This is a genomic window from Pseudomonas rhizophila (genome assembly GCF_003033885.1).
Taxonomy (GTDB): domain Bacteria; phylum Pseudomonadota; class Gammaproteobacteria; order Pseudomonadales; family Pseudomonadaceae; genus Aquipseudomonas; species Aquipseudomonas rhizophila.
In genome coordinates, this window is record NZ_CP024081.1 from 1,365,167 (window position 1) to 1,385,693 (window position 20,527).

Sequence of the window (20,527 nt, forward strand, 5' to 3'; positions counted from 1 at the left end):
ATGGTACAGGTGAGAGCACACCAGCCGATCAACACCGACGGCAGTATCAATCTCGAGGCTTGGCTCGATCACGCGGTCAGTATCGACACGGCACTGGATCGCGAAGCCTTGAAAGAAGCCTGCGAGTTCGCGCGTGAAGCGGAACAGCAGCACAACGCGGCGAAGAACCTCTGGTCCGAAGGCACCTCGAGTTTTCAGACGGGCCTTGAGATCGCCGAAATCCTTGCCGACCTCAAGCTCGACCAGGACTCCCTGGTGGCTGCGGTGCTATACCGCGGTGTGCGCGAAGGGCAGATCCAATTGCCGGTGGTCAGCCAGCGTTTTGGCACGGTGGTCGCCAAGCTGATTGACGGCGTGCTGCGCATGGCGGCGATCAGTGCCAGTCTCAGTCCACGCCAGTCCATGGTCCTGGGCACCCAGGGCCAGGTGGAGAACCTGCGCAAGATGCTGGTGGCCATGGTCGACGACGTGCGCGTCGCACTGATCAAACTGGCCGAACGCACCTGCGCGATCCGCGCGGTGAAATCCGCCGACGACGAAAAGCGCAACCGCGTCGCCCGGGAAGTGTTCGACATCTACGCCCCCCTGGCCCATCGCCTTGGCATCGGCCATATCAAGTGGGAGCTGGAGGACCTGTCCTTCCGCTACCTGGAGCCCGACCAGTACAAGCAGATCGCCAAGTTGCTGCATGAGCGGCGCCTGGATCGCGAGCGCTTCATCACGGATGTGATGACCCAGTTGAGGGAAGAATTGCAGGCCACGGGTGTGGAGGCCGACATCAGCGGCCGGGCCAAGCACATCTATTCGATCTGGCGCAAAATGCAGCGCAAAGGCCTGGAGTTCAGCCAGATCTACGACGTTCGTGCCGTTCGCGTACTGGTCCCGGAAATGCGCGACTGCTACACCGCGCTGGGTATCGTGCACACCTTGTGGCGGCACATCCCCAAGGAGTTCGACGACTACATCGCCAACCCGAAGGAAAACGGCTATCGCTCGCTGCACACGGCGGTGATCGGTCCGGAGGGCAAGGTGCTGGAAGTGCAGATTCGCACCCACGCCATGCACGAGGAAGCCGAGCTGGGGGTTTGCGCCCATTGGAAATACAAGGGCACCGACGTCAAGTCGGGCTCCAACCACTACGAAGAGAAAATCTCCTGGCTGCGTCAGGTGCTCGAGTGGCATGAAGAGCTCGGTGATATCGGCGGTCTGGCCGAACAATTGCGGGTCGATATCGAGCCGGATCGGGTCTACATCTTCACCCCCGACGGCCACGCCATCGACTTGCCCAAGGGCGCCACGCCGCTGGACTTTGCCTATCGCGTCCACACCGAGATCGGCCACAACTGCCGTGGCGCCAAGATCAACGGGCGGATCGTGCCGCTCAACTACAGCCTGCAAACCGGTGAGCAGGTCGAGATCATCACCAGTAAACACGGCACGCCGAGCCGCGACTGGCTGAACCCGAACCTGGGCTACATCACCACATCGCGAGCGCGGGCGAAAATCGTTCACTGGTTCAAATTGCAGGCCCGCGACCAGAACGTCGCCGCCGGCAAGACTTTGCTCGAGCGCGAACTCAGTCGCCTGGGCCTGCCGCAGGTGGATTTCGACAAGCTGGCCGAAAAGGCCAACATGAAGACCGCCGAAGACATGTTCGCCGCTCTCGGTGCCGGCGACTTGCGCCTGGCGCAACTGGTCAACCTGGCCCAGCAACTGGTGGAGCCGGAACGCGGCAACGAGCAGTTGGAACTGATCCCGCGCAAAGCCACCGGCTACAAACCGGGCAAGCGCGGCGACATCCAGATCCAGGGCGTGGGCAACCTGATGACCCAGATGGCCGGCTGCTGCCAGCCGTTGCCTGGGGATGCGATCGTCGGCTACATCACCCAGGGCCGTGGGGTGAGCATCCACCGCCAGGACTGTGCTTCGGTGCTGCAACTGGCCGGCCGTGAGCCGGAGCGGATCATCCAGGTCAGTTGGGGCCCGGTGCCGGTGCTCACCTACCCGGTGGACATCATCATCCGTGCCTACGACCGTTCCGGCCTGCTGCGTGACGTTTCCCAGGTGTTGCTGAACGAGCGGATCAACGTGTTGGCAGTCAACACCCGTTCGAACAAGGAAGACAACACGGCGCTGATGTCCCTGACCATCGAGATTCCGGGGTTGGATGCGCTGGGGCGGTTGCTGGGGCGGATTTCCCAACTGCCGAACATCATCGAGACCCGGCGTAATCGCACGCCGGGTTAAGCGCGGTCCAAATGTGGGAGCGAGCCTGTGGGAGCAAAGCTTGCTCGCGATAGCGGTGGATCAGTTCCGACATACGTTGGGGCCACCACCTCAATCGCGAGCAAGCTTTGCTCTCACAGGCATACTCCCAGTGGATTATTTCCCACAGGGTGATTTGTGATGAGTTGGATTGATGTACAGCCTTGAAGACCTGCTCCATCTGATGAACCGTCTGCGCGACCCGCAGTACGGGTGCCCGTGGGACATCAAGCAGACCTACGCGACCATCGTCCCCCATACCCTGGAAGAAGCCTACGAAGTGGCCGATGCCATTGAGCGTGGTGACTTCGATCACTTGCAGGGTGAGCTGGGCGACCTGTTGTTTCAGGTGGTGTATTACAGCCAGTTAGCGCGGGAGGAAAACCGCTTCGAATTCGCCGGCGTGGTCGATAGCATCACCCGCAAGCTGATCCGCCGCCATCCCCATGTATTTCCTACCGGTGACCTCTACGCGCCCGTGGACATCCCGCGCCTGAGCGAAGAACAGGTCAAGCAGCGCTGGGAAGAAATCAAGGCCGAGGAGCGGGCCGAGAAGGCCTCGGCACCGGAGCAGCTGTCGTTGCTTGACGATGTACCCGTTGCCTTGCCGGCGTTGTCCCGCTCGGCGAAGTTGCAAAAACGTGCGGCTCAGGTCGGTTTCGACTGGCCAGGCCCGTTGCCGGTGCTCGACAAGGTCCGGGAGGAGCTGGACGAAGTCCTCGAAGCGATGGCTGACAACGATTCGGTGGCCATCAGCGATGAGATCGGCGACCTGCTGTTCAGCGTAGTGAACCTGGCCCGGCACCTGAAAATCGACCCGGAAACGGCCCTGCGTGACGCCAATGGGAAATTCGAGCGACGTTTCCGATTTATCGAACAGGCATTGCGCGACACCCACCGTCCCATGGAAGATTGCACCCTCGAAGAGTTGGACGCCTTATGGGGCGAAGCCAAACGTCAGGAAAAGAATTTGCCCAGCTGTGGCTGAGGCTGTTGCCTAAGTGAGTAAGCACCATGAGCCTTTCCCTTCGCGACCAGTTGCTCAAAGCAGGGCTGGTCAACCAAAAGCAGGCCAAGCAGGTCGGCAAAGAGAAACAGAAACAGCAGCGCCTGGCCCATAAGGGCCAGATCGAACTGGATGACTCCCAGCAGCGCGCCGCCCAAGAGGCCATGGCCGAGAAGGTCAAGCGCGATCAGGAACTCAACCGTCAGCAGCAGGAAAAAGCCGAGCAGAAAGCCCGGGCCGCGCAGATCAAGCAATTGATCGAAGTCTCGCGTTTGCCGAAGCTGACCACTGAGGATTATTACAACTTTGTCGACGACAAGAAGGTCAAGCGCATCTCGGTCAACACGCTGATGCGCAACAAGTTGAGCAGCGGCTCGCTGGCGATCGTCCATCATGCCGGCGGCTACGAAGTGATCCCGCGCGAAGCGGCCCTGAAGATCCAAGAGCGCGATCCCAAGCGCATCGTGCAGCTCAATACCCAGACCGAAGAAGTGGATGCTGATGATCCGTATGCGGCGTATCAGATCCCTGATGATTTGATGTGGTAAGGATGAACTGAACACTAAACTGTGGGAGCGAGCCTGCTCGCGATGGCGGTCTGTCAGCCAACATTGATGTCGCTGATCCACCGCTATCGCGAGCAGGCTCGCTCCCACAGAGATTCTTATCGTTCAGGATTCTGTCATTTCAGCCGAGCGCTGCCTTTCCTGGCATTCCAGCTCGGCTTTGTAGTTATGGGCATCCGTCTCGGAGTGGAACATCCCCACCAGCAGGTCCTGTTGGTGTACATCCCAGATGCGGATACCGGCGGCAATACCTTCGTGGGACATGTGAGCGTCATCGCGTTCAGTTACTTTCACAGTCATCTTGCAAGCTCCAATCTCTGTTATCTGCAGCAAGGCGTGTGCAGGACTTTGTTATAGATTTGGGTAGCCGGCTAAGTAAATGCCTGGGCCTGTTAAGAAAATTTCATGAAAAACTCAGCGATCCCGCAGGTCAGGCAATGCGCGGCATTCGGTCGCAGGGTGTTTTTCATGAAGAAGTTTTCATGTTTCGGGGGGGTGAAATGTCGGGCAGTCACCTTGTGGGAGCGAGCCTGCTCGCGATAACGGTGTATCAGTCAATACCGATGCCGGCTGACCTAGCGCTATCGCGAGCAGGCTCGCTCCCACCGATTCATCTTCCACAGGCTGACTTTGCGCGGGTGCAGTTTTAGTGTTCAGGAAATCCGCGCATAAAAAGCCCCGCACTGGGCGGGGCTTCTCTTGATATCGGTGTGGATCAGCTGCCTTTGACAGCCTTGCCGTTGACCGTACCGTCCTGGAGCATGATGTTGTACTCCTTGCCGTCGGTCTCGACCTGTTGCAGGCGTACCAGCAGGTAATCCCAATCCTTGGCGAACCAGAGCACCGTGATGCGTTTGCTTTTTGTCGGGTCGCGCACGCGCTCGACCTTGATCGCGTCGATCTGGCCGGCTTTGGTATCGACCTTCTCCGGGCCCAGTACGCGGAAGTCGTAGGTGTCGATCTCGCCATCATCGACAACCTGATAACTCATGCTTTTCTTGCCGGCCGCCACGTCGTGCTGCAGGGCCAACTGATAAGTGGATTTATCGACCATGCCACGGTTGAGTGGCAGTTTGACCGGATCGCCGCGATCGGTGCCGGTGACCATCTTCGTGTTCCAGTCGAAATCCAGGTCGGCTTTCTTGGCCTTGCCCAAGCCGCCACGTTCAAAGTGGTAGGACTGTGGCAGCAGTGTGTCCTTGTCCAGGGTCAGGGTGCTTTCTTCCGTCAGGCTGGCGATCATCATCGAAGCCTTGAAGCTCAGCTTCCAGGTGCCGTTGGCCTCTTTGGTCAGGCTGCGCTCGGCGGTGCCGCTCATGGGCAGCTGTTTCCAGTCGGCGGTGTAGCTGGCGGAGAACGGTTGAAGGTCTGCGGCCTGTGCCAGGGGCAGGGCAAGCAGAGCGCAAGCGAAGAGCAGGGCGCGACGCATAAAATCTCCTAGTATCGAATCAAATGGCCGCTGGCGGCGAGCAACTGGCCGTCCAGTGAGGCACCGCGATCGTCGAGGGTCAGCCGGCCTTCGGCAAACCAACGCACGGCCATCGGGTAGATCTGGTGTTCCCGGGCGTGAACCCGTTGGGCCAGGCTTTGCGGCGTGTCGTGCAACTCTACCGGTATTACTGCCTGTACGACCAGTGGTCCGCCATCGAGTTCCTCGGTGACGAAGTGCACCGAGCAGCCATGCTCCGTGTCTCCGGCCTCCAGCGCGCGCTGGTGAGTGTGTAACCCTTTGTATTTGGGCAGCAGCGATGGATGGATATTGAACAGGCGGCCCTGGTAGTGACGCACGAAGCCGGCGCTGAGGATGCGCATGAAGCCGGCCAGGACCACCAGTTGCGGATTGAACGTGTCGATCTGTTCGATCAGCGCGGCATCGAAGGCTTCGCGGCCATCGAACGCTTTGTGATCCAGGACGCGGGTGTCGATACCCGCATCCCTGGCGCGTTGCAGGCCGTAGGCATCGGCGCGGTTGGAAATCACCGCGCGGATGCGGACCGGGCTATCGCCGGTCCGCGTGCTGTCGATCAGGGCCTGCAAGTTGCTGCCGGTGCCGGACAACAGCACCACGACATCACAGGTTGCAGACTTCTGTTCTTGCATCAGTGAGCCTTAAGGTTTTTCAGCTCGACCTGGGCAGCGCCTTCGGCGGCGGTACTGATCTGGCCGATGACCCAAGGTTGCTCGCCGGCTTCACGCAGTACATTCAAGGCCGTTTCAACGTGCTCCTGGGCCACGCAGATCACCATGCCTACGCCGCAGTTCAGCACGCGGTGCATTTCGGTTTCATCGACGTTGCCTTTCTCTTGCAGCCAGTCGAACACGGCCGGACGGGTCCAGCTCGCCACGTCAACCACCGCCTGGGCGCCTTTTGGCAGTACGCGCGGGATGTTGTCCAGCAGGCCGCCGCCGGTGATGTGGGCCATGGCCTTGACGGCGCCGGTGTCCTTGATCAGCTTGAGCAGCGGCTTGACGTAGATGCGGGTCGGGGCCATCAGCAGGTCGGCCAGTGGCTTGCCGTCGAGCTGGGTGTTTTCGATGTCGGCACCCGAGACTTCGATGATCTTGCGGATCAGCGAATAACCGTTGGAGTGCGGGCCGGACGATGGCAGGGCGAGCAGGGCATCGCCAGTGGCGACTTTCGAACCGTCGATGATTTCGGATTTTTCCACGACACCGACGCAGAAGCCGGCCAGGTCGTAGTCTTCGCCTTCGTACATGCCTGGCATTTCAGCGGTTTCGCCGCCGACCAGGGAGCAGCCGGACAGCTCGCAGCCGGCGCCAATGCCGGTTACCACCTGGGCGGCGGTGTCGACGTTCAGTTTGCCGGTGGCGTAGTAGTCGAGGAAGAACAGCGGCTCGGCGCCGCACACCACCAGGTCGTTCACGCACATGGCCACCAGGTCGATGCCGATGCTGTCATGCTTGTTCAGGTTCAGGGCCAGACGCAGCTTGGTGCCGACGCCGTCAGTGCCCGAAACCAGCACCGGTTGCTTGTAGCCGGCCGGGATCTCGCAGAGGGCGCCGAAACCGCCCAGGCCGCCCATGACTTCCGGGCGCGCAGTGCGCTTGGCGACGCTCTTGATGCGTTCGACCAATGCTTCACCGGCGTCGATGTCTACACCGGCGTCCTTGTAGCTCAGGGAGGGTTGCTTGCTCATGATCCAGGCCTTTAGGGGGGATTTCTGGGTAACGACCGACCGCCGGGGCCATTGAATAACCGTTGTACGAATTATTCCGGGTGCCCAGCCATTGCCGGTCTGCGAAGGCGCGCGATTTTATCAGGCTTGAGGGGCAGCGGCCATCCTCGCGCCGACGGGCAGGGACATATCCTTGGAAAAAAACCGATATTTCTCCTATTGGTGCTGCGCGATGCGTCTGTATAAGGTGTAGCGGTAACCGGCTATGGTTATGACAGTGCGAAACTTCCAGCGGGTGTGTGAATGTTTTGCCAGGTGCTGTGGTCACAGCCATGCTCAATTTTCTTCACACGGCCTGTTCCAGCCGTTATGTCCGGGAATCTTCCATGCGTTTTTTCAAACTCTTGTCTGTGGGCTGCCTGTCGTTGATCAGCGTGGCGAGCCATGCCGAAAACCTCAATAGCCTCTATCAGGTGCTCGAGCCGGTCAGCAGCCAGGCCCCGCAAGAACGTGACCAGGCGACTTTGCGCGCCCTCGACACGCTGGTGCTGCGCCTGACCGGCGATGCCAAGGCCGCGCAGAATCCCGGTCTGGCGGCGATCCGCAAGGATCCCCAGCAGATCATTCTTCAATATGGTTACGACGCCGGGCCGCCGGAAAGCCTCAAGGTGGATTTCGATCCAGCGAGCACTGACCGGGCCTTGCGCTCGGCGGGCTTGTCGCTGTGGGGCGCGAATCGGCCTGCGATCCTGGGCTGGTGGCTGAACGACTCGGCTGAAGGTTCCAACCTGGTAGGCGATGGCCAGGGCAGTGCCGAGCCACTGCGCCGCGCCGCCCAGCACCGCGGCCTGCCGCTGCACCTGCCCCTGGCGGATTTGAGCGAGCAGATCGTTGCTACCGCACCAAACCTGGAAGGCAGTGATCCGGCCCCGCTGCGCGAGGCATCGCAGCGTTATGGTGCAGACGCCTTGCTGGCGGTCCATGCCAAGGAAGAGGGCGGCCAATGGCAGGCGACCTGGCGCTTGTGGCAGGGTGACCAGCGCGAGCAGGGCAATGCCCAGGGCGCCGACCCTGCCGCCCTGGCTGATGCGGTGATGCTGGCGGTGAGTCAACGCCTGGCGCCGCGTTTCGTTACCAAGCCGGGCGTGGCCACCGAGCAGCTGCTGGAAGTGCAGGGCATGAACCTGGAGCGTTATGCGGCGCTTGGGCGTTTGCTCGAGCCGTTCGGTGGGCAGTTGCAGCGGGTTGAAGGGGACCGGATCATTTATCGAGTCAACGGCAGCGCCGAACAGTTGAAAGCGCAATTGGCCCTGGCGAAACTGCAGGAAATTCCTGCCGGCGAAGCCGTCGCGCCAGTGCCAGTACCCCAGCCAGCCGCTGATGGCTCCATTCCGGCCGCCGCGCCAGCGCCAGCGCCGACCGCCAACCTGCGGTTTCGCTGGTAGTTTTTCTTTCTTATATAGCTAGGAGTGGTTCATGGGCGATACGCGGCGTTGGTTCTGGTTGGGTGGGGTCGCCCTGCTGTTTGTGTTCATCTATTTGCTGCATCCGATCCTCACGCCGTTCCTGGTTGCGTTGCTCCTGGCCTATCTGTTCGACCCACTGGTAGATCGCCTGGAAAAACTCGGCCTGTCCAGGACCTGGGGCGTGGTGTCGGTGTTTGGGCTGATCATCTTGATTGTCATTGCTCTGATGCTGGTGCTGATACCGATGCTGGCCAAGCAACTGATGCGCCTGTACGAGCTGGCGCCGCAGATGCTCGACTGGTTACAGCACACTGCCGTGCCGTGGGTGCAGTCGAGGCTGGGGTTGGCTGAAGGCTTCTGGAAGTTCGACAAGGTCAAGGCGGCCATCAGCGAGCATATGGGCCAGACCTCTGACATCGTCGGTGTGGTGTTGAGCCAGGCCACAGCCTCGGGGCTGGCGTTGATCGGTTGGCTGGCGAACCTGGTGTTGATTCCGGTGGTGGCTTTTTATCTGCTGCGCGACTGGGACTTGATGATGGCCAAGATTCGCAGCCTGCTGCCACGCCATCGTGAAGAACGCATCATGACCCTGGCCGGCGAATGCCATGAAGTGTTGGGGGCGTTTGTGCGAGGGCAATTGTTGGTGATGGTGGCGCTTGGCTTCATCTATGCGGCGGGATTGATGCTGGTGGGCCTGGAGCTGGGGCTATTGATCGGCTTGATCGCCGGGCTTGCGGCCATCGTGCCCTACATGGGCTTCGTCATCGGTATCGGCGCGGCGTTGATTGCCGGCTTGTTCCAGTTTGGCGGTGATCTGTACCCGATGGTCGGCATCGTGGCGGTGTTCATGGTCGGGCAAGCGCTGGAAGGCATGGTGCTGACACCGTTGCTGGTGGGTGATCGCATCGGCCTGCATCCAGTGGCGGTGATCTTTGCGATCCTGGCAGGGGGTGAGTTGTTCGGTTTTACCGGGGTCCTGCTGGCGCTGCCGGTGGCGGCGGTGATCATGGTGCTGGTGCGTCATATGCACGATCTGTACAAGGATTCAGACATCTACAGTGGCGTCGAAGACCCCGAGCTATAGCGCCAATGGCGGGCGCGGCGGTTGTCCCAGCGTCAGGGAAACCGTCGCTCCATCGTTCTGTCGCTGCAAACCTTTGATTTTGCTCGTGGTCCGGCGCATTGTGCGGTCCGCGTCACGGGTATAAACTTTGCGCACTTTACACAGAGGCCACTAACGGTTCTTTTGGAACTGTTCAGTCAGCATGAAACCGATTCAGCTGCCCCTAGGTGTGCGTCTGCGTGATGACGCCACCTTTATCAACTACTACCCAGGCGCCAATGCCGCTGCACTCGGCTATGTCGAGCGGCTTTGCGAAGCCGACGCCGGCTGGACCGAGAGCCTGATTTATCTGTGGGGCAAGGACGGGGTGGGGCGCACGCATCTGTTGCAGGCCGCTTGCCTGCGGTTCGAGCAATTGGGTGAGCCGGCGGTGTATCTGCCATTGGCCGAGTTGCTGGATCGCGGCGTAGAGATCCTCGACAATCTTGAACAGTACGAACTGGTCTGCCTGGATGATCTTCAGGCGGTGGCCGGCAAGGCTGATTGGGAAGAAGCGCTGTTTCACCTGTTCAACCGGTTACGCGACAGCGGCCGGCGTTTGCTGATTGCTGCATCGACGTCGCCGCGGGAGCTGCCGGTGAAGCTGGCCGATCTCAAGTCCCGTCTCACCCTGGCGCTGATTTTCCAGATGCGCCCGCTCTCCGATGAAGACAAGCTCCGTGCATTGCAGTTGCGCGCTTCCCGGCGTGGCCTGCACCTGACCGATGAGGTCGGGCACTTCATCCTTACCCGCGGCACCCGCAGCATGAGCGCGTTGTTCGAACTGCTCGAACGTCTCGACCAGGCGTCGCTTCAGGCCCAGCGCAAGCTGACCATCCCTTTTTTGAAAGAAACCCTTGGCTGGTAGAAGTCGCAGCAATAGTGGCTTATAGCCTGTTTCTACCACGGCACAGCCCGCGTCCCTTCTGGGCTGCAGGCTGCAGAGGGTTGAAAACGGTTGGGGCGCTTAGATGTAAACCTAAAACCGAGAAGTCACATTTGCATCGATTGAATTTGCAAATGAGCTTGATAGTGGGCATAGTCTCGCCATCTTTACAACTTCAGCCACGGTCGTGCCCATGCTAAGTCGCTTCGCACCCCTGGTGCCTCTCGCACTCGTTACCCTGTTGTTCGGTTGTGCTGCCCACTCTCCAGTGTCCCAGCAAGCGCAACAACCACAGGTTCAAAATTCCGTTACTGCCCAGTCTTCCTCTGTTGCACTTGAGGAAGAAATGGCCACCGACAAAGAGCTGGCAGACTTCGCCGGCAGCAAGCCTTATCAGCTTCCGGTGCTGGCTGACAGCATCCTGGAGCGGGGCATGTCCTTGATCGGTACCCGCTATCGTTTTGGCGGTTCCTCCGAGGCCGGCTTCGATTGCAGCGGTTTCATCGGGTATCTGTTTCGCGAAGAGGCTGGCATGAGCCTGCCGCGCTCCACTCGCGAAATGATCAACGTGAAGGCCCCGCTGGTTGCTCGTAACGAGCTTGAGCCGGGCGACCTGCTGTTCTTCGCTACCAACGGTCGTCGTGGTCGCGTCAGTCACGCCGGTATCTACCTGGGTGACAACCAGTTCATCCATTCCAGCAGCCGTCGCAGCGGTGGCGTGCGAATCGACAGCCTGGGCGACAGCTACTGGAGCAAGACCTTCATCGAAGCCAAGCGCGCACTCGCGATGGCACCGACCGTGGTCACTGCTCGCAAGTAAGCTCACAGTTTGTAAGGCAAACTTAAAGTCTTACTTGAAGTTTGCCTCATAGCCGCTAGAATCCATGATCATTGATTGATGGCAATCCGCCTGCGTACTCCGCAGGCGGCTTTGTTTTCATGCCCACGGCAGAAAAGCCGCATCCAGATCAGGATTGTTCTGCATATGTCGACGTCGGCCCGCCTCGCTCTCATGCTCCTTGCCGCGCTGCTCAGCGCTTGCGCCAGCCGTACTCCGCCACCTGCGCCCGTGCGGGCTCCGGTGGTATTCGCACCCGCGCAAAGCTTTTCCCCGGTTGCCGAAGACGTGCTGTTCCGGGCGCTGGGGTTGGTGGGGACACCCTATCGTTGGGGCGGTAATACGCCGGATTCAGGCTTTGATTGCAGTGGCCTGATCGGCTATGTGTATCGCGATGCGGCCGGTATCTCCCTGCCGCGTTCCACCCGCGAGATGATTGGTATGCGCGCCCCGAGTGTCGGTAAGGAGGCGTTGCAGACCGGTGATTTGATTTTCTTCGCCACCAACGGTGGCTCTCAGGTCAGCCATGCCGGGATCTATGTCGGGGAGGGGCGTTTCGTCCACGCGCCAGCGACCGGGGGTACGGTCAAGCTCGATAGCCTGTCCAAGGCTTATTGGCAGAAAGCCTATCTGAGTGCCAAGCGTGTGCTGCAACCGGCGCATCTGGCGCGTAATCCCTGACGATTCAAGTTCGCTTTTTGCGCCGGCTCAGCAGAGCTCTTGTGGCGAGAGAACAATCCCTCGCCACAGGTTCCAGTGTTCAGGTCAGCTTCTTCAGCGGTTATTTAGCCCAAACCCGCCAAATCTTGTTCCCCACATCATCTGCCACCAACAGCCCGCCCTGTTTGTCGATCACCACACCCACTGGTCGGCCTTGGGCTTTTTCATCTGCATTCAGGAAACCGGTCAGCACATCCACCGGTTGCCCCACCGGCTTGCCGGCGTTGAAGGGTACGAAAATCACTTTATAGCCGCTGTGGGGTTTACGGTTCCATGAGCCGTGCTGCCCGATGAAAGCCCCTTCGGTAAACGGCGCTGGCAAGGTGCTGCCTTCGGCGAACGTCAGCCCCAGTGACGCGGTGTGTGGGCCGACGGCGTAATCCGGGGCGATGGCCTTGGCCACCAGTTCCGGTTTTTGTGGCTCGACCCGCTTATCGACGTGCTGCCCGTAATAGCTATAGGGCCAACCATAGAAGGCGCCGTCCTTGACTGAGGTGATGTAGTCCGGGACCAGGTCGCTGCCGATCTCATCGCGCTCATTCACCGCGGTCCATAGCGCGCCACTGCGCGGCTCCCAGGCCAGGCCGTTGGGGTTGCGCAGGCCCGAGGCGAAGATGCGGTGATTGCCGCTGGCACGGTCCACTTCCCAGATGGCCGCGCGGCCTTCCTCGGCCTCCATGCCGTTTTCCCCGACATTGCTGTTCGAACCGGTAGTGACGTACAGCTTGCTGCCGTCCTGGCTGGCGATCACGTTTTTGGTCCAGTGGTGATTGAGCGTGCCACCCGGCAGGTCGACGACCTTGGTCGGCTGCGCCTTGATTTGCGTATCGCCCTCTTTATAAGGGAAGCGAATCAGTCGGTCGGTGTCGGCCACGTACAGATCATTGCCCACCAGTGTCATGCCGAACGGTGAATTGAGGTTTTCCAGAAAGACCGTACGGGTTTCGGCGATGCCGTCATGATTGGCATCACGCAACAGGGTAATGCGATTGGGGCTGGGCACCCCCGCGCCGGCGCGGCCCATGACTTTCTCCATGACCCAGCCACGAATGCCTTTGGAGTCGTCCGGTTTGGGCGGCGCGTTGGTTTCTGCCACCAGCACGTCACCGTTGGGTAGCACGTAGAGCCAGCGTGGATGATCCAGCCCTTCGGCGAATGCGCCCACTTGCAGGCCCTGGGCCGGGGTAGGTTTGGCGCCATCCGGCCAGCCGATAGCCTCGGCAATGTTGACGGTGGGGATCAGGGTCTTGTTCGGTTCCGGCAGTTTTGGCGAGGGGCCAGTGCCGTCGGAAACCTGCAGTGTGGAGGACTCGCCGCAAGCAACAAGCCCTGCGGCCAATGCGACGATCAGAAGGTGTGGTGGCTTGAGCATGCGGGCTTCCCTATGAGTGCATGGTGGTTATTCATAGAGAAGCTTAGACCCGCGATGGTTCAACCGGTCAGCCGTGGGCCTGCTTGAACAGCACGGCGATGCCCGGATGATACTGCCCGGCCTCATTGCGCAACTTGCGATAGGCATAAGGGAAGTACCAGGCCACGGCGCAGGTATTTTCCTTCTGCAGTTCATCGATCATGTCCTGCAGTTCTTCCGGCGTGGCGCTCTGCTGGGCCTTTTGCGGTGCGACGAACAGGCAGCCCAATCGCAGGTCACTGGAATAGCTGATACGTTTGGCATCGCTGGTGATGTCGAGCAGCGGCTGGGTGAGATTGAGGTTCTTGACCTTCGGCCAGCGTTGAGTGGCCTGGATGAACGCGCGCTCCTCGGTGCCGGCGATGAACAGATCGGCGCTGACGTTGCGTTCGCCTTCTTCATTCTGTTTGCGAGTGGGGGTGTTCTGCAGCGTGACCATCTCGGCCATCCAGGCTGCGGCCGAGAGCAAGCCAAGATTGGCTTTTTCATCGAACCAGTAAGGTGTGTCGTTATCGCCGCGCACGGCGTTGTAACGGTCGATACAGTCAAACCAGCGTTCCAGCACCGGGCGCAGGAATTCCAGTTTTGGATTGCTGATGATCATGCCTTGCATGCTTTTGCCCTCTTGTTATTGTGATATCGGGTCGTGATGCCTATTTGATATCACTTGCCGCAGCATGGCACAAGATTGGCGTCATTTTATTGATCAGGGCCAATGTCCGCTGTTGAACCTGTGCCGGCTTTAATTGACGCTCCACCCCCAACCCTCTAACCTTCGCGGCTTGTTTCAGGTGCTCTGTGACCGGGCGATCGTTGGGTCGACAGAGTGAAACAGGGAAGCCGGTGAGTGCATACGAACCCGGCGCTGCCCCCGCAACGGTAAATGAGTCAACGCTGCGCCTGGCACTACACAGGCCACCAGCCACTGTGTCCGTAGACATGGGAAGGCGCGCAGCCCGGCATCACGCCGCTCATGAGCCCGGAGACCGGCCTGATTCATCCAACGGCATCACGGTGGGCGATGCCAGGCTTGTTGCCGTCTTTTTTGTGCCCGCCCGCCGTTATCCAATCCCAACGGAGAGCTCCCATGACCCACACCCCCGATCGCGACGAACGCCACCTGGCGCGCATGCTGCGCAAGAAAGCCGTGATCGACGAGCGCATCGCCAACTCGCCCAACGAATGTGGCCTGCTGCTGGTGCTGACCGGCAACGGCAAGGGTAAGAGCAGTTCTGCGTTCGGCATGCTGGCCCGGTCCATGGGCCATGGCATGCAATGCGGCGTGGTGCAATTCATCAAGGGGCGTAACAGCACCGGTGAAGAGCTGTTTTTCCGTCGCTTCCCGGAGCAGGTGCGCTTTCATGTCATGGGCGAAGGCTTCACTTGGGAAACCCAGGATCGCCAGCGCGACATCGCCGCGGCTGAAGCGGCCTGGGCAGTTTCGCGTCAATTGCTGAGCGACCCGTCCATAGGCCTGGTGGTGCTCGATGAACTCAACATTGCCCTCAAGCACGGTTACCTTGACCTGGACCAGGTGCTGAGCGACTTGCAGGCCCGTCCGCCGATGCAGCATGTGGTGGTGACCGGTCGCGGCGCCAAGCCGGAATTGATTGAACTGGCCGACACCGTCACCGAAATGGGCATGATCAAGCACGCGTTCCAGGCGGGTATCAAGGCGCAGAAGGGCGTCGAACTGTGAGCGATGTTCCCTTGGCGAGTCGTCACTGCCCGGCGGTGCTGATCGCCGCTCCTGCTTCCGGGCAGGGCAAAACCACGGTCACCGCCGCCCTGGCCCGCTTGCACCGCAAGCAGGGCCGTAGGGTGCGGGTCTTCAAGTGCGGACCTGATTTCCTCGACCCGATGATCCTGGAGCGGGCCAGCGGCGCGCCGGTCTACCAACTGGACATGTGGATGGTCGGCGAGCAGGAGAGTCGTCGATTGTTGTGGGAAGCTGCTGCCGAAGCCGACTTGATTCTGATCGAAGGGGTGATGGGGCTGTTCGATGGCACGCCATCGAGTGCCGATCTGGCCCGGCACTTCGGCGTGCCGGTGCTGGCGGTGATCGATGGCACGGCCATGGCCCAGACCTTCGGTGCCCTGGCCCTGGGCCTGGCGCGGTATCAGCCGGACTTGCCTTTCGCCGGGGTACTGGCCAATCGGGTCGGCACCTTGCGTCATGCGCAGTTGCTCGAAGGCAGCCTGACCGAAGGCCTGCGCTGGTACGGCGCCCTGTCACGGGAAACCGGTATCGAGCTGCCAAGTCGCCACCTTGGGTTGGTCCAGGCCAGTGAATTGAATGATCTGGACCTGCGCCTCGACGCCGCCGCCGATGCCTTGGCTGGCAGTTGTGAAGTGGCGTTGCCGCCGGCTGTGGAGTTCGTCGCGCCAGCGGTGATTGCCGCGCAGCCGTGGCTGGAAGGTGTGCACATCGCCGTGGCCCGGGACGAAGCGTTCGCCTTCACCTATGGCGCCAGCCTTGATTTGTTGCGAGCCATGGGCGCGCAACTGAGCTTCTTTTCACCTATTCATGACAGCGAACTGCCGGCGGCGGACAGCCTGTATCTGCCCGGTGGCTATCCGGAATTGCACCATGTTGCGCTGGCGCAAAACGCGCCGATGCTGGCGGCGATCCGCGCGCACCATCAAGCAGGCAAACCCTTGCTGGCTGAATGCGGCGGCATGCTTTATCTGTTGGACTCGTTGACGGATGTGGACGGCACCCGCGCCGAGCTGCTTGGGTTGCTGGCCGGTGACGCGCAGATGCAAAAGCGTCTGGCGGCCCTGGCGCTGCAATCGGTGGAGTTGCCGGAGGGCACTTTGCGCGGGCATACCTATCATCATTCCCTCACCAGCACCGGGCTGGAGCCGATTGCCCGAGGCCATAGCCCCAATGGCGGGCGTGGCGCGGAGGCGGTTTTCCGGCAGGGTCGGATGACGGCTTCCTATGTGCACTTCTATTTTCCGTCGAATCCAAGGGCGATTGCCGCGCTGTTTGCGCCTGATCCTGAGGCCGCTATCGCCAACAGGCTCGCCCCCACCTCTGATCACCTGACCCCTGTGGGAGCGAGCCTGCTCGCGAAGCGGTCATGACAGACAACTCCTTCTCCCAGGCCGAACGCGATGCCGTCTACCGGGCCATCGCCGAACGCCGCGACATGCGCCACTTCACCGGCGGCACCGTTGAGCCAGCGTTGCTGCGCCGCCTGCTGGAAGCCGCGCATCAAGCCCCCAGTGTGGGTCTGATGCAGCCGTGGCGGTTCATTCGCATCAGCGACCGCGCCTTGCGTGGGCAACTCCGTCAACTGGTGGAACAGGAACGCATCCGCACCGCCGAGGCCCTGGGCGAGCGCAGCGATGAATTCATGAAGCTCAAGGTCGAAGGCCTCAACGACTGCGCCGAAGTGCTGGTGGCGGCGTTGATGGATGATCGCGAGCGCTATGTCTTCGGTCGACGAACCCTGCCGGAAATGGACCTGGCCTCGCTGTCTTGCGCGATTCAGAATCTGTGGCTGGCTTCTCGCGCCGAAGGGCTGGGGATGGGCTGGGTTTCTCTGTTCGAGCCCCAGGCCCTGGCCGAGCTGTTGGGCCTGCCCGCCGGCGCCAAACCGCTGGCAATATTGTGCCTGGGGCCGGTCGAGGGGTTTTACCCGGCACCGATGCTCGCTCTGGAAGGCTGGGCGCAGCCGCGTGCGCTGGATGAATTGCTCTACGAAAACCATTGGGGAGTAAGCCCATGAGTGTGGCGTTGCTCAGTGCTGCCGCGGTGGCGCTGGATGCGCTGTTGGGCGAACCCCGACGCTGGCATCCGCTGGTGGCGTTCGGTCGCTTTGCCGATCGTATCGAACAACGTTTCAACTCCGGCGGGCGTGGCTGGCGCAGCCATGGCGTGACGGCGTGGATCATCGCCGTGGTGCCGTTGACCCTGCTCGCGACGGCGCTGTCCTGGGCGCCGTTGGTGGGCTGGCTGGTGGAAATCCTGGCGCTGTACCTCGCCCTTGGCCTGCGCAGTCTCGGGGAGCATGTCGAGCCAGTGGCCCGGGCTCTGCGCGGCGGGGATCTGGATGAAGCGCGCCGGCGGGTCGGCTATCTGGTCAGTCGCGAAACCGCTGAACTGGATGAGACTGCCGTTGCCCGTGCCGCCACTGAGTCGGTGCTGGAGAACGGCAGCGACGCGGTGTTCGCCGCGCTGTTCTGGTTCGCCGTCGCGGGCGCGCCAGGTGTGGTGTTGTACCGCCTGAGCAATACCCTCGACGCCATGTGGGGCTATCGCAACGAGCGCTTTGAGCGCTTTGGCTGGGCGGCGGCCAAGATCGATGATGGGCTCAACTACATTCCGGCGCGCCTGGTGGCGCTGACTTACGCCGTGCTTGGAAAAACCCGCCTGGCGCTCAAGTGCTGGCGCACCCAGGGCCCGACCTGGGACAGTCCCAATGCCGGGCCCGTGATGGCCGCCGGCGCGGGTGCGCTGGGGGTCGAACTGGGTGGCGCGGCGGTGTATCACGGCCAATTGCATCAACGTCCGCCCTTGGGCGAAGGCGCGCCGGCGAACGCCGACGCCATTGATCGCGGCTGGCAACTGGTTCAGCGTGGCGTATGGTTGTGGTTGCTGATTCTCTGCCTGGGAGCTGAGTTTTATGCTTGAGCACGGTGGGCGCCTGCGCAACGCGGCCCGGCAATACGCGATTGCCGAGGCGCACTGGCTGGATCTGTCCAGCGGCCTGGCGCCCTGGCCGTTCGACGTGCCGGCGATTGCACCGCGGGCCTGGGCACGCCTGCCTGAGACCGATGACGGGTTGGAACAGGCCGCCTGCGATTATTACGGCGCCATGCATGTGCTGCCGGTGGCGGGTTCGCAGATGGCCATCCAACTCTTGCCGCGCCTGCGTCGGGCCGGCAAGGTCGGCGTCCTCTCACCCTGTTACGCCGAACACGCCGAAGCCTGGCGCCGCAGTGGTTACATCGTGCGTGAAGTGCTGGAGCCGGAGGTGGACTTCTTCCTCGACAGCCTTGACGTGCTGGTGGTGGTCAACCCCAACAACCCCACGGGCTTGCTGTTGAGCCCCGAGCGCTTGCTGGACTGGCATGCCCGATTGGCCCAGCGCGGTGGCTGGCTGGTGGTGGATGAGGCGTTCATGGATGTCACGCCACAACTGAGCCTGGCCGCCCATGCCCATCAGGTCGGATTGATCGTGCTGCGTTCGTTCGGCAAGTTTTTTGGCCTGGCCGGGGCTCGCCTGGGATTTGTATTGGCCGAGCGCCACTTGCTCAAGTTGCTCGCCGAACAAGTCGGGCCTTGGGCCGTCAGCGGGCCGACCCGGGTGGTGGGCCAGGCGTGCCTGCTGGACACCGACGCCCAGGCCCGCCAGCGCCAACGCTGCGAAGACACCAGTCAGCGCCTGGCGCTGACGCTCGAACGCCACGGCTTCAAGCCTCAGGGCGGCTGCGGGTTGTTCCAATGGCTGGTCACTGAGCACGCCCAGGCACTTTACGATTTCATGGCCCAGCGCGGCATTCTTCTGCGGTTGTTTACCCATACCAGCAGCCTGCGCTTCGGGTTGCCGGCCGATGACGGTGAATTCCTGCGCCTGGAACAAGCTTTCGAGGCCTACGCCAAGGACATCCAATGACCACTGTAATGGTGCAGGGCACCACGTCCGATGCCGGCAAAAGCACTCTCGTCACGGCGTTGTGCCGCTGGGTCAGGCGTCAGGGGGTGAGCGTGGTGCCGTTCAAACCACAGAACATGGCACTCAACAGCGCGGTAACGGCCGATGGCGGTGAAATCGGCCGTGCCCAGGCCGTGCAGGCCCAGGCGGCCGGTCTCCAACCGCATACCGACATGAACCCGGTGCTGCTCAAGCCCAACAGCGACACCGGCGCCCAGGTCATTATCCATGGCCGCGCCGTCACCACCATGAATGCCGTGGCCTATCACGATTACAAAGCCATCGCGATGCAAGCGGTGCTGGCCTCCCACGAACGTTTGAGCGCGGCGTATCCGGTGGTGATGGTGGAGGGCGCGGGTTCCCCGGCGGAGATCAATCTGCGCGCCGGTGACATTGCCAACATGGGCTTTGCCGAGGCGGTGGACTGTCCGGTGCTGCTGATTGCCGATATCAATCGCGGCGGCGTCTTCGCCCACCTTGTGGGTACCCTGGAGCTGCTTTCGCCCAGCGAACAGGCGCGGGTCAAGGGCTTCATCATCAACCGTTTTCGCGGCGACATCGCCCTGCTGCAACCGGGCCTGGACTGGCTTGAGGCGCGCACCGGCAAACCGGTGATTGGCGTGTTGCCGTACGTGATGGACCTGCATCTGGAAGCCGAGGACGGTCTCGATCAACGGCAGGCCGACAAGGCCGAGCAGGTGCTCAAGGTAGTGGTGCCGGTATTGCCGCGCATCAGCAACCACACCGATTTCGATCCGCTGCGCCTGCATCCGCAGGTCGATCTGCAATTCATCGGCCCAGGCCAGCCCATTCCCGCGGCTGACTTGATCATCCTGCCGGGTTCAAAGAGCGTGCGCAGTGACTTGGCCTACCTGCGCGCCAACGGTTGGGAGACGGCCATCCATCGTCACCTGCGTTATGGAGGCAAGTTGCTAGGCATCTGCGGTGGTCTGCAGATGCTCGGCCAGCAGGTCCACGATCCGCTGGGGCTGGAAGGGGCCGCGGGCTCCAGCACCGGGCTGGGCTTGCTGGCTTTCGAAACGACCCTGGAACACGAGAAGCAGTTGCGCAATGTGCGCGGTCGACTGGCCCTGGAAGAGGCCGAGGTCAGCGGGTATGAAATCCATGCCGGTGTAACCTCAGGCCCGGCATTGGAAAACCCGGCGGTGCAGTTGGATAACGGTCGCTGTGATGGCGCCCAGAGTCTGGATGGGCAGATTTTCGGCACCTACCTGCATGGGCTGTTAGAGTCTCCGGCGGCCAGCAGCGCCTTGTTGCGTTGGGCCGGGTTGCAGAATGTGCAGGCGGTGGACTACCACGGGTTGCGCGAGCGGGACATCGAGCGGTTGGCGGATCTGGTGGAGCGGCATTTGGATACCGGGCTGTTGCGTGAGCTGTGTGGGATCTAGGGTGGCTGCACTGGCCTCATCGCGAGCAGGCTCGCTTCCACAAGGGACTTGTATG

At 61.5% G+C, this 20,527-nt stretch carries 20 protein-coding genes and 1 riboswitch; of the genes, 14 read left to right on the forward strand and 6 right to left on the reverse strand.

All coding sequences use genetic code 11. The annotated features are described in order from the left end of the window. The 3 genes from relA (at position 1) to CRX69_RS06355 (ending at position 3,819) form a co-directional block, all read left to right on the forward strand. Positions 1 to 2,247 carry a GTP diphosphokinase gene (relA, locus tag CRX69_RS06345; protein ID WP_047228731.1) on the forward strand — a complete coding sequence of 749 codons (2,247 nt, stop codon included), beginning with the start codon at positions 1 to 3 and terminating at the stop codon, positions 2,245 to 2,247. Positions 2,248 to 2,419: 172 nt separating this feature from the next. Then, entirely contained in the window at positions 2,420 to 3,253 is an 834-nt protein-coding gene (mazG, locus tag CRX69_RS06350; protein ID WP_047228730.1) for a nucleoside triphosphate pyrophosphohydrolase, read from the forward strand. 26 nt (positions 3,254 to 3,279) lie between these two features. Next, the gene (locus CRX69_RS06355) at positions 3,280 to 3,819 is read left to right on the forward strand and encodes a DUF2058 domain-containing protein (RefSeq protein ID WP_030142404.1); all 540 of its coding nucleotides are present in this window, start codon (positions 3,280 to 3,282) and stop codon (positions 3,817 to 3,819) included. Positions 3,820 to 3,942: 123 nt separating this feature from the next. On the opposite strand, the gene CRX69_RS06360 is transcribed toward CRX69_RS06355, so the two are convergent. From CRX69_RS06360 to purM, 4 genes are all read right to left on the reverse strand, one after another. After that, positions 3,943 to 4,137 carry a hypothetical protein gene (locus CRX69_RS06360; protein WP_047228729.1) on the reverse strand — a complete coding sequence of 65 codons (195 nt, stop codon included), beginning with the start codon at positions 4,135 to 4,137 and terminating at the stop codon, positions 3,943 to 3,945. A gap of 415 nt (positions 4,138 to 4,552) precedes the next feature. Further along, positions 4,553 to 5,266, reverse strand: coding sequence for a DUF3108 domain-containing protein (locus CRX69_RS06370; RefSeq protein ID WP_047228728.1), 714 nt, complete (start codon positions 5,264 to 5,266; stop codon positions 4,553 to 4,555). Between the two features lie 8 nt (positions 5,267 to 5,274). After that, positions 5,275 to 5,937, reverse strand: coding sequence for a phosphoribosylglycinamide formyltransferase (purN, locus tag CRX69_RS06375; protein ID WP_047228727.1), 663 nt, complete (start codon positions 5,935 to 5,937; stop codon positions 5,275 to 5,277). Then, entirely contained in the window at positions 5,937 to 6,995 is a 1,059-nt protein-coding gene (gene purM, locus CRX69_RS06380) for a phosphoribosylformylglycinamidine cyclo-ligase (protein WP_092457205.1), read from the reverse strand. The genes purN and purM overlap by 1 nt, the downstream gene beginning before the upstream one ends. A gap of 365 nt (positions 6,996 to 7,360) precedes the next feature. Here purM and CRX69_RS06385 point away from each other — a divergent pair, with 365 nt between their 5' ends. The 5 genes from CRX69_RS06385 (at position 7,361) to CRX69_RS06405 (ending at position 11,947) form a co-directional block, all read left to right on the forward strand. After that, positions 7,361 to 8,419, forward strand: coding sequence for a DUF2066 domain-containing protein (locus CRX69_RS06385; protein ID WP_107321738.1), 1,059 nt, complete (start codon positions 7,361 to 7,363; stop codon positions 8,417 to 8,419). Positions 8,420 to 8,450: 31 nt separating this feature from the next. Next, positions 8,451 to 9,524: an AI-2E family transporter gene (locus CRX69_RS06390; protein ID WP_107321739.1), complete on the forward strand. Its 1,074-nt coding sequence runs from the start codon at positions 8,451 to 8,453 to the stop codon at positions 9,522 to 9,524. Between the two features lie 181 nt (positions 9,525 to 9,705). Continuing rightward, positions 9,706 to 10,410 carry a DnaA regulatory inactivator Hda gene (hda, locus tag CRX69_RS06395; protein ID WP_003178999.1) on the forward strand — a complete coding sequence of 235 codons (705 nt, stop codon included), beginning with the start codon at positions 9,706 to 9,708 and terminating at the stop codon, positions 10,408 to 10,410. 211 nt (positions 10,411 to 10,621) lie between these two features. Then, positions 10,622 to 11,248, forward strand: coding sequence for a C40 family peptidase (locus CRX69_RS06400; RefSeq protein WP_047228723.1), 627 nt, complete (start codon positions 10,622 to 10,624; stop codon positions 11,246 to 11,248). Between the two features lie 165 nt (positions 11,249 to 11,413). Beyond that, a complete protein-coding gene (locus CRX69_RS06405; RefSeq protein ID WP_047228722.1) occupies positions 11,414 to 11,947 on the forward strand; it encodes a C40 family peptidase in 534 nt (177 codons plus the stop codon). Between the two features lie 100 nt (positions 11,948 to 12,047). Here CRX69_RS06405 and CRX69_RS06410 read toward each other — a convergent pair whose 3' ends face one another. Together CRX69_RS06410 and CRX69_RS06415 are read right to left on the reverse strand one after the other, a co-directional pair. Further along, positions 12,048 to 13,358 (reverse strand): PQQ-dependent sugar dehydrogenase, encoded by a 1,311-nt coding sequence (locus CRX69_RS06410; RefSeq protein ID WP_047228721.1) that lies wholly within the window; start codon positions 13,356 to 13,358, stop codon positions 12,048 to 12,050. A gap of 67 nt (positions 13,359 to 13,425) precedes the next feature. Continuing rightward, positions 13,426 to 14,010, reverse strand: coding sequence for a hypothetical protein (locus CRX69_RS06415; protein ID WP_047228720.1), 585 nt, complete (start codon positions 14,008 to 14,010; stop codon positions 13,426 to 13,428). Between the two features lie 159 nt (positions 14,011 to 14,169). Continuing rightward, a riboswitch (cobalamin riboswitch) is annotated at positions 14,170 to 14,406 on the forward strand. A gap of 78 nt (positions 14,407 to 14,484) precedes the next feature. On the opposite strand from CRX69_RS06415, the gene cobO reads away from it, so the two are divergent. Genes cobO through CRX69_RS06445 form a run of 6 tightly spaced genes read left to right on the forward strand, consistent with a single transcriptional unit; the run spans position 14,485 to position 20,472 of the window. Next, positions 14,485 to 15,096 (forward strand): cob(I)yrinic acid a,c-diamide adenosyltransferase, encoded by a 612-nt coding sequence (gene cobO, locus CRX69_RS06420; RefSeq protein ID WP_047228719.1) that lies wholly within the window; start codon positions 14,485 to 14,487, stop codon positions 15,094 to 15,096. Then, entirely contained in the window at positions 15,093 to 16,487 is a 1,395-nt protein-coding gene (locus CRX69_RS06425; protein WP_047228718.1) for a cobyrinic acid a,c-diamide synthase CobB, read from the forward strand. The genes cobO and CRX69_RS06425 overlap by 4 nt, the downstream gene beginning before the upstream one ends. Beyond that, the gene (gene bluB, locus CRX69_RS06430; RefSeq protein WP_047228717.1) at positions 16,484 to 17,134 is read left to right on the forward strand and encodes a 5,6-dimethylbenzimidazole synthase; all 651 of its coding nucleotides are present in this window, start codon (positions 16,484 to 16,486) and stop codon (positions 17,132 to 17,134) included. Before CRX69_RS06425 ends, bluB begins: the two co-directional genes overlap by 4 nt. Beyond that, entirely contained in the window at positions 17,131 to 18,039 is a 909-nt protein-coding gene (gene cbiB / locus CRX69_RS06435; protein ID WP_076383759.1) for an adenosylcobinamide-phosphate synthase CbiB, read from the forward strand. Before bluB ends, cbiB begins: the two co-directional genes overlap by 4 nt. Beyond that, entirely contained in the window at positions 18,032 to 19,024 is a 993-nt protein-coding gene (gene cobD, locus CRX69_RS06440; protein WP_047228715.1) for a threonine-phosphate decarboxylase CobD, read from the forward strand. The genes cbiB and cobD overlap by 8 nt, the downstream gene beginning before the upstream one ends. Continuing rightward, entirely contained in the window at positions 19,021 to 20,472 is a 1,452-nt protein-coding gene (locus CRX69_RS06445) for a cobyric acid synthase (RefSeq protein WP_107321740.1), read from the forward strand. Before cobD ends, CRX69_RS06445 begins: the two co-directional genes overlap by 4 nt. Positions 20,473 to 20,527 lie beyond the last annotated feature (55 nt).

Coding starts and splice junctions, on each gene's coding strand:
- cobO (WP_047228719.1), top strand. CDS start 14,485: ATGACCCACACCCCCGATCGCGACGAACGCCACCTGGCGCGCATGCTG.
- CRX69_RS06405 (WP_047228722.1), top strand. CDS start 11,414: ATGTCGACGTCGGCCCGCCTCGCTCTCATGCTCCTTGCCGCGCTGCTC.
- relA (WP_047228731.1), top strand. CDS start 1: ATGGTACAGGTGAGAGCACACCAGCCGATCAACACCGACGGCAGTATC.
- CRX69_RS06445 (WP_107321740.1), top strand. CDS start 19,021: ATGACCACTGTAATGGTGCAGGGCACCACGTCCGATGCCGGCAAAAGC.
- CRX69_RS06355 (WP_030142404.1), top strand. CDS start 3,280: ATGAGCCTTTCCCTTCGCGACCAGTTGCTCAAAGCAGGGCTGGTCAAC.
- CRX69_RS06410 (WP_047228721.1), bottom strand. CDS start 13,358: ATGCTCAAGCCACCACACCTTCTGATCGTCGCATTGGCCGCAGGGCTT.
- CRX69_RS06385 (WP_107321738.1), top strand. CDS start 7,361: ATGCGTTTTTTCAAACTCTTGTCTGTGGGCTGCCTGTCGTTGATCAGC.
- bluB (WP_047228717.1), top strand. CDS start 16,484: ATGACAGACAACTCCTTCTCCCAGGCCGAACGCGATGCCGTCTACCGG.
- purN (WP_047228727.1), bottom strand. CDS start 5,937: ATGCAAGAACAGAAGTCTGCAACCTGTGATGTCGTGGTGCTGTTGTCC.
- cobD (WP_047228715.1), top strand. CDS start 18,032: ATGCTTGAGCACGGTGGGCGCCTGCGCAACGCGGCCCGGCAATACGCG.
- cbiB (WP_076383759.1), top strand. CDS start 17,131: ATGAGTGTGGCGTTGCTCAGTGCTGCCGCGGTGGCGCTGGATGCGCTG.
- CRX69_RS06415 (WP_047228720.1), bottom strand. CDS start 14,010: ATGCAAGGCATGATCATCAGCAATCCAAAACTGGAATTCCTGCGCCCG.
- hda (WP_003178999.1), top strand. CDS start 9,706: ATGAAACCGATTCAGCTGCCCCTAGGTGTGCGTCTGCGTGATGACGCC.
- CRX69_RS06360 (WP_047228729.1), bottom strand. CDS start 4,137: ATGACTGTGAAAGTAACTGAACGCGATGACGCTCACATGTCCCACGAA.
- mazG (WP_047228730.1), top strand. CDS start 2,420: ATGTACAGCCTTGAAGACCTGCTCCATCTGATGAACCGTCTGCGCGAC.
- CRX69_RS06400 (WP_047228723.1), top strand. CDS start 10,622: ATGCTAAGTCGCTTCGCACCCCTGGTGCCTCTCGCACTCGTTACCCTG.
- CRX69_RS06390 (WP_107321739.1), top strand. CDS start 8,451: ATGGGCGATACGCGGCGTTGGTTCTGGTTGGGTGGGGTCGCCCTGCTG.
- purM (WP_092457205.1), bottom strand. CDS start 6,995: ATGAGCAAGCAACCCTCCCTGAGCTACAAGGACGCCGGTGTAGACATC.
- CRX69_RS06370 (WP_047228728.1), bottom strand. CDS start 5,266: ATGCGTCGCGCCCTGCTCTTCGCTTGCGCTCTGCTTGCCCTGCCCCTG.